This is a genomic window from Mesorhizobium sp. M1066 (assembly GCF_040318635.1).
In the GTDB taxonomy this organism is placed as follows: Bacteria; Pseudomonadota; Alphaproteobacteria; order Rhizobiales; family Rhizobiaceae; genus Mesorhizobium.
Window position 1 is genome coordinate 393,863 of the sequence record NZ_JAMYMR010000003.1, and the last position, 11,433, is coordinate 405,295.

The 11,433-nt window shown below is 62.6% G+C and carries 9 protein-coding genes; 4 read left to right on the forward strand and 5 right to left on the reverse strand.

Translation table 11 applies throughout. The annotated features are described in order from the left end of the window. Positions 1 to 468 precede the first annotated feature (468 nt). The 4 genes from uvrA to NKH52_RS07720 all read left to right on the forward strand — a co-directional run bounded on the left by uvrA (position 469) and on the right by NKH52_RS07720 (position 6,418). Positions 469 to 3,390 (forward strand): excinuclease ABC subunit UvrA, encoded by a 2,922-nt coding sequence (uvrA, locus tag NKH52_RS07705; protein WP_352735391.1) that lies wholly within the window; start codon positions 469 to 471, stop codon positions 3,388 to 3,390. A 35-nt stretch (positions 3,391 to 3,425) separates the two neighbouring features. Next, complete coding sequence (locus NKH52_RS07710) at positions 3,426 to 3,890, forward strand: GNAT family N-acetyltransferase (RefSeq protein WP_352735389.1); 465 nt, start codon at positions 3,426 to 3,428, stop codon at positions 3,888 to 3,890. A gap of 43 nt (positions 3,891 to 3,933) precedes the next feature. Further along, complete coding sequence (locus NKH52_RS07715) at positions 3,934 to 4,737, forward strand: DUF72 domain-containing protein (protein WP_352735387.1); 804 nt, start codon at positions 3,934 to 3,936, stop codon at positions 4,735 to 4,737. A gap of 529 nt (positions 4,738 to 5,266) precedes the next feature. Beyond that, the gene (locus tag NKH52_RS07720; RefSeq protein WP_352735385.1) at positions 5,267 to 6,418 is read left to right on the forward strand and encodes a GGDEF domain-containing protein; all 1,152 of its coding nucleotides are present in this window, start codon (positions 5,267 to 5,269) and stop codon (positions 6,416 to 6,418) included. 50 nt (positions 6,419 to 6,468) lie between these two features. Here NKH52_RS07720 and NKH52_RS07725 read toward each other — a convergent pair whose 3' ends face one another. The 5 genes from NKH52_RS07725 to urtB all read right to left on the reverse strand — a co-directional run bounded on the left by NKH52_RS07725 (position 6,469) and on the right by urtB (position 11,280). Next, positions 6,469 to 6,645 (reverse strand): hypothetical protein, encoded by a 177-nt coding sequence (locus tag NKH52_RS07725; protein WP_352735383.1) that lies wholly within the window; start codon positions 6,643 to 6,645, stop codon positions 6,469 to 6,471. 271 nt (positions 6,646 to 6,916) lie between these two features. Beyond that, positions 6,917 to 7,612 carry an urea ABC transporter ATP-binding subunit UrtE gene (urtE, locus tag NKH52_RS07730; protein ID WP_109669216.1) on the reverse strand — a complete coding sequence of 232 codons (696 nt, stop codon included), beginning with the start codon at positions 7,610 to 7,612 and terminating at the stop codon, positions 6,917 to 6,919. Between the two features lie 69 nt (positions 7,613 to 7,681). Next, positions 7,682 to 8,428: an urea ABC transporter ATP-binding protein UrtD gene (gene urtD / locus NKH52_RS07735; RefSeq protein WP_023813007.1), complete on the reverse strand. Its 747-nt coding sequence runs from the start codon at positions 8,426 to 8,428 to the stop codon at positions 7,682 to 7,684. A gap of 6 nt (positions 8,429 to 8,434) precedes the next feature. Beyond that, positions 8,435 to 9,667, reverse strand: coding sequence for an urea ABC transporter permease subunit UrtC (gene urtC / locus NKH52_RS07740; protein ID WP_352735381.1), 1,233 nt, complete (start codon positions 9,665 to 9,667; stop codon positions 8,435 to 8,437). Continuing rightward, entirely contained in the window at positions 9,664 to 11,280 is a 1,617-nt protein-coding gene (gene urtB / locus NKH52_RS07745) for an urea ABC transporter permease subunit UrtB (protein ID WP_352735379.1), read from the reverse strand. Before urtB ends, urtC begins: the two co-directional genes overlap by 4 nt. Positions 11,281 to 11,433: the final 153 nt, after the last annotated feature.

An 11,433-nucleotide genomic window follows, 5' to 3' on the forward strand; every position in this document is an offset into this window, starting at 1 on the left:
CACTTATGCCTGCCGCGGTTCCAGTGACAACTGGAACCCTGGGGGACGATCCGGTGGCGTCATAGCTCCGCTCCTTTGTCCATTGCGACGTTGTCGTCCCGAAGCACAAATCGCGAATGCCTGCGGCGTCTCGCAGGCCGCCTCTGGGCGGCGAGACCATCGAAAGACGGCCGGCTTCGTTGACTGCCGAAGACTGCTCCCCTGAGTCGGCGACGTCAACCTTCAATAGCCGGTTACCGAAAAATGTGATCGCCGGAAGGTTACGTGCAAGTCAGTTTTTTGCACAGCTTTGTCAGGAGCGTGTTCGGTCTTTGTTCTTTCCGCTTGCCCGTTCACGCGAAAGACGCTTAAACGCTTTTGTCGGGAATTGTGGCGTCTCTCGACGTGGCGGCAAAACTACCTACATAGGGGATGGTTGGGAAAACCCGCCATTCCAGGAAATTCCAGATTCTGAGGCGGCGACCGGCGATGGCCGACCATAAATATCTTTCCATTCGCGGGGCGCGCGAACACAATCTGAAGAATGTCGATCTCGACCTGCCGCGTGACAGCCTGATTGTCATGACCGGCCTGTCGGGTTCCGGCAAATCGTCGCTTGCCTTCGACACCATCTATGCCGAAGGCCAGCGTCGCTATGTCGAAAGTCTGTCGGCCTACGCACGGCAATTCCTTGAAATGATGCAGAAGCCTGACGTCGACCAGATCGACGGCCTGTCGCCTGCCATTTCCATCGAGCAGAAGACCACCTCGAAGAACCCGCGTTCGACGGTTGGCACCGTCACCGAGATCTACGACTACATGCGGCTGCTGTTCGCCCGCGTTGGCATTCCCTATTCGCCGGCTACCGGCCTGCCGATCGAGAGCCAGACGGTTTCGCAGATGGTCGACCGCGTGCTGGCGGTCGAGGAAGGCACCCGCCTGTTCATCCTGGCGCCGATGGTGCGCGGCCGCAAAGGCGAGTACCGCAAGGAACTGCTGGAGCTGCAGAAGAAGGGCTTCCAGCGCGTCAAGGTCGACGGCGTCTTCTATGAGATCGCCGACGTGCCGGCGCTGGACAAGAAGTACAAGCATGACCTCGACGTCGTCGTCGACCGTATCGTCGTGCGCGGCGATCTGGCGACCCGGCTTGCCGACTCCATCGAAACGGCGCTGAAGCTGGCCGAAGGGCTGGCGGTCGCCGAGTTCGCCGACAAGCCGCTCGACGCCAGCCAGACCGGCGAGGATTCGGTCAACAAGTCGAAGAACGAGACGCATGAACGCATCCTGTTCTCGGAAAAGTTCGCCTGTCCGGTCTCCGGCTTCACCATTCCGGAAATCGAACCGCGCCTGTTCTCGTTCAACAACCCGTTCGGCGCCTGCCCGACCTGCGATGGCCTCGGCAGCCAGCGCGCCATCGACGGCAATCTGATCGTGCCGGACGAAAACATCTCGTTGCGCGACGGCGCCGTCAGCCCGTGGGCCAAGTCGACCTCGCCCTATTACGCGCAAACGCTGGAAGCGCTCGGCAAGGCCTATGGTTTCAAGCTCGGCGACAAGTTCAAGGACCTGACCGAAGAGGCAAAGGAAGCCATCCTGCGCGGCACCGGCGAGCGCGAGATCACCTTCCAGTATGATGACGGCCTGCGCTCTTACAAGACCACGAAAACCTTCGAAGGCGTCATCCCCAATCTGGAGCGGCGCTGGAAAGAGACCGAATCCGCATGGATGCGCGAGGAAATCGAGCGTTTCATGTCGGCCACGCCCTGCCCGGTTTGCAAGGGCTACCGCCTGAAGCCCGAGTCGCTGGCCGTAAAAATCGCCGGCAAGCACATCGGCGAAGTCACCGAACTTTCGATCCGCAAGGCCGACCAGTGGTTCACCGACCTGCCTGCGTCGCTCAACGACAAGCAGAACGAGATCGCGGTGCGCGTGTTGAAGGAGATCCGCGAGCGGCTGCGCTTCCTCAACGATGTCGGGCTCGATTATCTGACGCTGTCGCGCAATTCCGGCACGCTGTCGGGCGGTGAAAGCCAGCGCATCCGGCTGGCGTCGCAGATCGGCTCCGGCCTCACCGGCGTGCTCTATGTGCTGGACGAGCCGTCGATCGGCCTGCATCAGCGCGACAATGCGCGCTTGCTCGACACGCTCAAGCACCTGCGCGACATCGGCAACACGGTGATCGTCGTCGAGCATGACGAGGACGCCATCCTGCATGCCGACTATGTCGTCGACATGGGTCCGGCCGCCGGCATCCATGGCGGCGAGATCATCGCCCAGGGCACGCCGCAGCAGGTCATGGCCAACCCCAATTCGATCACCGGCAAATATCTGTCGGGCGCGCTCGAAGTGGCAACGCCTGGCGTGCGCCGCGAGGCGAAGAAAAACCGCCGCCTCAAGATCGTCGGCGCGCGCGGCAACAACCTCAAGAACGTCACCGCCGAAATCCCGCTCGGCACCTTCACCGCCGTCACCGGCGTGTCGGGCGGCGGCAAGTCGACCTTCCTGATCGAGACGCTGTTCAAGGCCGCCTCGCGGCGCATCATGGGCTCGCGCGAGCACCCGGCCGATCATGACCGTATCGAGGGCCTCGAATTCCTCGACAAAGTCATCGACATCGACCAGTCGCCCATTGGCAGGACCCCGCGCAGCAACCCCGCCACCTACACCGGCGCCTTCACGCCGATCCGCGACTGGTTCGCCGGCCTTCCCGAGGCCAAGGCGCGCGGCTATCAGCCCGGCCGCTTCTCGTTCAACGTCAAGGGCGGCCGCTGCGAGGCCTGCCAGGGCGACGGCGTCATCAAGATCGAGATGCACTTCCTGCCCGACGTCTACGTCACCTGCGACGTCTGCCACGGCAAGCGCTACAACAGAGAGACGCTCGATGTCCTGTTCAAGGGCAAGTCGATCGCCGACGTGCTCGACATGACCGTCGAGGAAGGCGTCGATTTCTTCGCCGCGGTGCCCGGCGTGCGCGACAAGCTCGACACGCTGAAGCAGGTCGGCCTCGGCTACATCCATATCGGCCAGCAGGCGACGACGCTGTCGGGCGGCGAGGCGCAGCGCATCAAGCTCGCCAAGGAACTGTCGCGCAAGGCGACCGGCAAGACGCTCTACATCCTCGACGAGCCGACCACCGGCCTGCACTTCCACGACGTCGCCAAGTTGTTGGAAGTGCTGCACGAGCTGGTCGACCAGGGGAACACGGTCGTCGTCATCGAGCACAATCTCGAAGTGATCAAGACCGCCGACTGGGTGCTCGACCTCGGTCCCGAGGGTGGCGACGGTGGCGGCGAACTGGTCGCCTCCGGCACACCGGAAGCGATCGTGCGCGAAAAGCGTAGCTACACCGGACAGTTCCTCAAGGAACTGCTGGAGCGGCGCCCCGGAGGCAAGCGCGAAGCGGCGGAGTGACGATCGACCGGTTGGCGCCTGGGAGAGCTTTTTGAATGACAATCCGAAGAGCGCGTGCCGGTGATCTCCCAGCTGTCGTGTGGCTAACCGAAGCCGCCTACGCGCCTTACACCGCACTGTTCGGCGCACAGCCGATCCCGGTCACCGAGGACTATGCGCCGCGCATCGAGCGCGGTGAGGTCTGGCTGCTGGAGAGCGGCGACAGGTCAGCCGGAGTGCTCACCCTGGAGCGGCATGACGATCATGCGATGATCTTTTCCGTCGCCGTCGCCCCCGACTTTCAGGGCAGAGAGCTTGGCATCGCGCTGCTGAAACACGCGGATGAACAGACGCGGCTATGGAGCTTGCCCGAGGTGCGGCTCTACACCAACGCCAGGATGGAGCGGAACATCGCGCTCTATCTGGCCTATGGTTTCCACGAAACGGGTCGCCGGCCCAATCCCTACCGGCCAGGATGGGTACTCGTCGACATGGCAAAACCAGTCGGTGAAACGGCCTGATTTTTCTGAACTCGGCCAGATTTCTTCACTTGGGAGGATGACAATGAGCACATCGGGAACAATCCGCGCCGGCATGGGCGGCTGGACCTTCGAGCCCTGGGATACGTCCTTCTATCCCGACAAGCTTTCCAAGGCCAAGCAGCTGAACTACGCCACTCGGCAGGTGCCGAGCATCGAGGTCAACGGCACCTATTATTCGAGCTTCAAGGAGCCGACCTTCGTCAAATGGGCCAGCGAGGCGCCGGACGGTTTCGTCTATGCGCTGAAAGGCAACCGCTTCGTCACCAACCGCCGCGTGCTCGGTGAGGCCGGCGAATCGATGATGCGTTTTCTCGGCTCGGGCGTGGCCGCGCTCGGCGAAAAGCTCGGGCCGATCCTGTGGCAGTTCGCGCCGACGAAAAAGTTCGATCCGGACGATTTCGAAGCTTTTTTGAAACTGCTGCCGGAAAAGCAGGACGGCGTCGCGCTGCGTCACGCGGTCGAGGTGCGCAACGACAGTTTTGTCGTGCCGGAATTCGCCGCGCTGGTGCGCAAGTACAAGGTGGCGATCGTCTATGCCGACCATGCCAAATATCCTGATATCGCCGACGTTACCGGTGATTTCGTCTATGCACGGCTGCAGACCGGCAGTGACGACAATCCCGATTGCTACACGCCAAAGGGCCTTGATGAATGGGCGGCGCGCGCCAAGATCTGGGCGCAGGGTAAGCAGCCGGCCGACCTGCGGCGTGCCGATCCCGCCACCGATGCGCCGGTCAAGCCGCGCGACGTGTTCGTCTACTTCATCACCGAGGGCAAGGTGCGTGCGCCGTTCGGCGCCATGGCATTGATGAAGCGAGTGAATTAGAGCGGCCCACCCGGCGCCTTGCTTTGTTGTTGGAACCTGCCCGGCACCTTGATCGTTCTATCCTGGCAGGCGGCGACGCGTGCGACATCACGCTTAGCCACCGATCCCGCAAGTCCCTGCATCGGATGCAGGACTTGAAGAAGGGCAAGGACAAATGGCTGTCATCCTCTTCGGTGCATTGCTTACTGTCGCTGGCGTTGTGTACGTGGCGGGCGCTGTCCTTCGGCGCGGGCGGCTTAGCGATCCTGCGCCTGTGGTTCCAGATCGCCCGATACCAAACCTCGCAACACCAGGCCCGACTCTCGAGCCACGCCGGCGGGGGCTTAGTTTCCTCGGCCTGTCACAGAATTGGCCAGGCCTGTTGATGATGGGTATCGGCCTAGCCCTGCTGTTGTTGTCGGTGCTCTTCTGACGCAGCGGAATCATGGCATCTTCACCACCGTCGTAACCTTATCGATACCTCCTTGCTGCATGAGTCCAGCCTGGCCAAATCGCCGATCTGTGGCCGCCGCGGGCAAGGACGAGGGGCATGTCGCTCGACTACACTTCACTTCTGCTGGCTGTCGGGTTTTCCGCAGCCTGCCTGAGCCTGACATTGTTCGGCATGTGGCTGACCGCTCGCTCGGAGAAATTCCTGCTGACATGGGCGATCAGCCTGGTGTTCGTGGTCGGCGATATTTTTGTCTATGACGCCTATATCGACATGCCCGGGCGCCTGCTCGGCATCGCCACGCTTGCTTTCCTCCTGCTCGGTTTTTCGGCAATGCTGGGCGCCGCCTACCAGTTCAGGACCGGTGGCTCGCCAATGCCGCGAACGGTGCTTGTCAGCGCCATTTCGCTGGTTGTGACGTTGCCTCCCATGGCGCTTGGCTATGACGGGCTGGGCTTCATGTTCGAAAATGCCTTCGCCGCATTGCTTCTGTTCGCAACGGCGTTCGAATACTGGGAAGGCCGCGACGAAGCCCCCGCCCTGACGATCGGCATCACCGCGCTCTATTCGGCCACGGCCACGTCCTTCGCTCTATGCGCCATGGTTCTTGCCTGGGATGGAAAGCTGATCCTTGGGCAAGCACCCAGCAACTGGGCCGAGGAACTGAGCCTCATCATCGTCATCGCCAGCATGACCGGCATCGGGGCGCTTTCCCTGGCGCTCAATCAGGGACGTCTGGCCAGGCATCACCGCCACAACGCTCTGACCGACCCGCTGACCGGCCTGCTCAACAGGCGCGCGCTGTTCGACCTGCACGGCGATGCCCCGGTCGGTGCCTTCACGGCGGTGGTTGTCTTCGACCTCGACAGCTTCAAGGCCATCAACGACGAATTCGGCCACGCCGCCGGCGATGAAGTGCTGAAGGTGTTCGCCAGGGACCTCGCCGGCAATCTTCGCCCGGCCGACGTGGCCGCGCGCATGGGCGGCGAGGAATTCGCGCTGGTGCTGAAGCGGACATTGCCCGAAACGGTGGAAGCCACCGCCGAAGCCATACGGGCAGCTTTCGCCGCGCGTCGCATCGAAACCGAAACAGGCTCGCTGATATGCACGGTCAGTGCCGGCTTTGCCTTCGGCACCAAGGAAGGCCTCAGCTTCGACAAAGTGCTCAGCGCCGCCGACAAAGCGCTCTACGCCGCCAAACGCGGCGGCCGCAACCGGGTCACCGCCTCGGCATTCCGGCGCGCGGGTTAAACCACGCGCATCGATGCCATGGCTACGACCGGGACGGGCGAATGCGGCTCTTATGCCGCCATGACGATTTCATTGAAGGCATCCAGGTCGACATAGAAGACCTTGGTGATTTCCTCGATCAGGTCGTCGTGGTCGTAGCCTTGGGACTTCAAGATGTTGATGGCTGTGATGATATCGACGCGCTCGGTAAGCCGCCGCTTCTGGTAGTCCTCGACGTAACGTTCCATGGCTGTCCCTTGGCCTGTGTGCCCAAACGCGTTTGAACGACAGAGATCGCAGGAGGGAAGCTAGGAAGCCTTGCTTGCGTGAAACTTGCCCGGTGCTAGCCGCGCCCTCGATCTGCGATGAACCAGACTGATACGGAAGCGGCCGACTCACAAAAGCCCTGGGAAAGAGTAGCACGCAGCCCATGGTGCACCAGTGACGCAGATGGCGGGATCGGAGAAATATTGGACTTGCCAAGGATTTTGGATCGTCAACTGAAGTTCAGCGCCGATTTTACACCGTCAGGAACTTGCGGACATCCGCCCTATCGAGATCTTCCGCCGGGCCGGTATGGACGATCAGGCCCCGATCCATGATGTTGACCTCGTCGGCGAGCTCGCGGCAGAAGTCGAGATATTGTTCGACCAGAAGCACGGCAATGCCGGCCTGGTCGCGCAGATAGCGGATGGCACGGCCGATATCCTTGATGATCGACGGCTGTATGCCCTCGGTCGGTTCGTCGAGCACCAGCAGTTTCGGCCGCATCACCAGCGCCCTGCCGATGGCGAGCTGCTGCTGCTGGCCGCCGGAAAGGTCGCCGCCACGGCGGCCGAGCATCTGCTTGAGCACCGGAAACAATTCGAAGACATGCGCGGGAATGTTGCGGTCGGCCCGCTTCAGCGGCGCGAAGCCCGATTCGAGATTTTCCCGCACGGTGAGCAGCGGAAAGATCTCCCTGCCCTGCGGCACGAATGCGATGCCCGACCGGGCGCGGTCATACGCCGCGCTCCGGTCGAGCGCCTTCCCCTCGAAGGCAACGCTTCCGCTCGTCAGCCGGTGGTGGCCGACGATCGATCTCATCAAACTGGTCTTGCCGACGCCGTTGCGGCCGAGCACGCAGGTGATCTTGCCGGCGCCCGCCTTCAACGACACCCCGCGCAGCGCCTGGGCGGCGCCGTAGTGGAGCGTGGCATTGGAAACTTCGAGCATGTCAGCGCCTTTTCCAGAACCGCAGAAACGACAGATCGAAGTGATGGAACTGCACCCGCCAAACCATGCTCATCTCCCCAGATAGACTTCGACGACACGCTCGTCGGCCGACACGAAATCGAGTGTGCCCTCACTCAGCACCGAGCCCTCATGCAGGCAGGTGACCTTGACGCCGAGTTCGCGCACGAAATGCATGTCGTGCTCGACGACGATGACCGAATGGTCGCGGGCAATATCCTTGAGCAGCCGCGCGGTTTCCTCGGTCTCGGCATCGGTCATGCCGGCGACCGGTTCGTCGACCAGAAGCAGTTTCGGGTCCTGCGCCAAGAGCATGCCGATCTCGAGCCACTGCTTTTGTCCGTGGCTGAGATTGGCCGCCAGTTCGTCACGCTTGTCGCCAAGCCGGATGATGCCGAGGATGTCATCGATCTGCCGCGTCTCGGCGGCCGAGCGGCGATGGAACAGCGCCGGGAAGATCGAGCGCGGCCCCTTTAGCGCCAGCATCAGGTTTTCCTCGATAGTGTGGCTTTCGAACACCGTCGGCTTCTGAAACTTGCGGCCGATGCCCATCATGGCGATCTCGGCCTCATCATGCTTGGTCAGATCGACCTGGCCGTCGAAGAACACGTCGCCTTCGTCGGGCCGCGTCTTGCCGGTGACGATGTCCATCATCGTCGTCTTGCCGGCGCCGTTGGGGCCGATGATGGCGCGCATCTCACCCTTGTCGAGCACCAGCGACAGATTGTTGATGGCGCGAAAGCCGTCGAAGGAGACCGAGACGCCGTCGAGATAAAGGATCGTGTTCGACTTCGACATCGCCGCTCACTCCGCCGGCTGCGGTTCGGGGTTGCTGGCGGACCAGTCGCCGGGCTTTCTCGCCTCGCTGCGAACGATTTTCGCCGGCGGCGGGACGTCGGGGTCGCTGCCGGCTTCCTCGGCAACAGAAGCTGCACGCAACGCCCTGGCGTTGCCGCGCCAGCTGTCCCACATGCCGATGATGCCGTTGGGCAGCAAAAGCGTGACGGCGACGAACAGCCCGCCCAAAGCAAATAGCCAGAACTCCGGCAGAACGCCGGTGAACCAGGATTTGCCGGCATTGACCAGCAACGCACCGATGATCGGCCCGACAATGGTGCCGCGTCCGCCGACAGCCGCCCAGACGACGACTTCAATCGAATTGGCCGGCTCGAACTCGCCCGGATTGATGATGCCGACCTGCGGCACGTAGAGCGCGCCGGCTATGCCGGCCATGACAGCCGAGACGGTGAAGGCAAACAGTTTTACGTTCTCGGCCCGCCAGCCGAGGAAGCGCGTGCGGCTCTCGGCATCGCGCACCGCCATCAGGAGCTTGCCGTATTTGGAGCCAACGATTGCCCAGGTGACGAACACGGCAAGCGCAAGCATCACGGCGCTGGCGGCGAACAGCGCCGAACGCGTCGTGTCGGCCTGCACGTTGAAGCCGAGAATATCCTTGAAATCGGTCAGGCCGTTGTTGCCGCCGAACCCCATGTCGTTGCGAAAAAAGGCAAGCAGCAGCGCGTACGTCATCGCCTGGGTGATGATCGAGAGATAAACGCCGGTGACGCGGCTGCGGAAAGCGAACCAGCCAAAGACGAAAGCGAGCAGGCCGGGCACCGCGAGCACCATGAGGCCGGCGAACCAGAAATGGTCGAAACCGTACCAGAACCAGGGCAATTCCTTGTAGTTCAGGAACACCATGAAGTCGGGCAAGATGGGATTGCCGTAGACGCCGCGTGAGCCGATCTGGCGCATCAGATACATGCCCATCGCATAGCCGCCGAGCGCGAAGAAGGCGCCGTGGCCGAGCGAAAGGATGCCGCAATAGCCCCAGACAAGATCGAGTGCCAAGGCGAGCAGCGCATAGCAGAGATATTTGCCGGTCAGCGCGACAATGTAGGATGGGATGTAGAAGGCACTGGTAGGAGACACCGCAAGGTTGAGCAACGGCACGATGACGGCCACCGCCAGCAGGATGAAGATCGTGATGGCGATGCGGCGGTCCGCGCCGGCGGCAAAGAAGCGTCCCGTGATCATGCTTCCACCGCCCTGCCCTTGAGCGCGAACAGGCCGCGCGGGCGCTTCTGGATGAACAGGATGATCAGCACCAGCACGACGATCTTGCCGAGCACCGCGCCCGCATAGGGCTCGAGAAACTTGTTGACGATGCCAAGCGAGAAGGCGCCGACCAGCGTGCCCCACAGATTGCCGACGCCGCCGAAGACAACGACCATGAAGCTGTCGATGATGTAGCCGCGACCGAGATTGGGCGAGACGTTGTCGATCTGGCTGAGCGCGACACCGGCAATGCCTGCAATGCCGGAGCCGAGCGCGAAAGTCAGCGCGTCTACCCATGGCGTCCTGATGCCCATCGAGGCGGCCATGCGCCGGTTGGCGGTGACGGCGCGCATCTGCAGGCCCCAGGGCGTGCGCTTCATCACGTAGAGCAGGATGCCGAAGACAGCGAGCGCGAAAACGAGGATCCACAGGCGGTTCCAGGTGATCGCCAACTGTCCGACATTGAACGAGCCCGACATCCACGAGGGGTTGCCGACCTCCTGGTTGGTTGGCCCGAAGATCGAACGCACCGCTTGCTGCAGGATCAGCGAGACGCCCCAAGTCGCAAGCAGTGTTTCCAGCGGCCGGCCATAGAGGAAACGGATGACGCCGCGCTCGATGATCAGGCCAACCAGGGCCGCGACGAGGAAAGCCAGCGGCAGCGCAATGACCAGCGACCAGTCGAACAGGCCGGGAAAGGAGGTGCGGATCACCTGCTGGACGACGAAGGTCGTGTAGGCGCCGAGCATGACCATCTCGCCATGCGCCATGTTGATGACGCCCATGACGCCGAAGGTGATGGCAAGGCCGATTGCCGCCAGCAGCAGCACCGAGCCCAGCGAGATGCCGTACCAGATGTTCTGCCCGGCATCCCAGAAGGCCAGCGTCGAATTGATGTTGGCGATTGCGGTCGTCGCCGCTTGCTTGACCGCGTCGGTGGAATTCGCCTCGACCGAGGTGAGCAGGGAAACCGCATCGCGGTCGCCACGCGCGCCGATCAGGGCAATTGCAGCGAGCTTGTCGGCTTCAGGCCGGTCGGAGACCAGAACGGAGGCGGCACGAGCCTGTTCGAGCAGCGCCTTGACGCTGGCCACGCTCTCACCGGCGATTGCCGTGTCGAGCGGTCCGATGTTTGCGGCGTCGGGCGTCTTGAACATGGTGTCGGCGGCGGCAACGCGGACAGCCGGATCCTTGGCGCCAAGCGTCAGCGTGCCCAACGCATCTCGGATAACGCGACGCAGCGTGTTGTTGACCTTGATCTTGGTGATGTCGTCCTTGGCCGCCTCGCCCGATGCCTCGCCGCTCACCGGGTCGGAAAGCTGGACGCTTTCGCCCGCTTCCTTGCCGACAAACACCAGGGAATCGGCCTTGCGGACATAGAGGTTGCCGTCGGCCAGTGCCGCAAGCGGCCGCTCCACCGCCGGATCGCCGGCAGCAGCCAGTTCGTGGACGACGGCTCCGATCTCGGAAAAGCCCTTGGCCGTGGCGAATTTGGCGATGATGCCGCGCAGATCGGTTTCGCCGGCGCCCGAAGACGACAGCGTCGCCAGCAGGAACAACAGCATCAAACCAATCGTACGAAACAGGTTCATCGGTCTCTGGTAACCCTTGAAGGTTGAAGTGGGCGTTCGGGCGGGCGCCGGGGCAACGCCGGCGGCGCGCGGGCGCCCAAGGGGGTAAAAACCCACACGGACCCCCACCCAACGCGCGACAGGCGTGAGTGAGGAGAGGTTAGTTATAAAAAT

Coding starts and splice junctions, on each gene's coding strand:
- uvrA (WP_352735391.1), top strand. CDS start 469: ATGGCCGACCATAAATATCTTTCCATTCGCGGGGCGCGCGAACACAAT.
- NKH52_RS07710 (WP_352735389.1), top strand. CDS start 3,426: ATGACAATCCGAAGAGCGCGTGCCGGTGATCTCCCAGCTGTCGTGTGG.
- NKH52_RS07715 (WP_352735387.1), top strand. CDS start 3,934: ATGAGCACATCGGGAACAATCCGCGCCGGCATGGGCGGCTGGACCTTC.
- NKH52_RS07720 (WP_352735385.1), top strand. CDS start 5,267: ATGTCGCTCGACTACACTTCACTTCTGCTGGCTGTCGGGTTTTCCGCA.
- NKH52_RS07725 (WP_352735383.1), bottom strand. CDS start 6,645: ATGGAACGTTACGTCGAGGACTACCAGAAGCGGCGGCTTACCGAGCGC.
- urtE (WP_109669216.1), bottom strand. CDS start 7,612: ATGCTCGAAGTTTCCAATGCCACGCTCCACTACGGCGCCGCCCAGGCG.
- urtD (WP_023813007.1), bottom strand. CDS start 8,428: ATGTCGAAGTCGAACACGATCCTTTATCTCGACGGCGTCTCGGTCTCC.
- urtC (WP_352735381.1), bottom strand. CDS start 9,667: ATGATCACGGGACGCTTCTTTGCCGCCGGCGCGGACCGCCGCATCGCC.
- urtB (WP_352735379.1), bottom strand. CDS start 11,280: ATGAACCTGTTTCGTACGATTGGTTTGATGCTGTTGTTCCTGCTGGCG.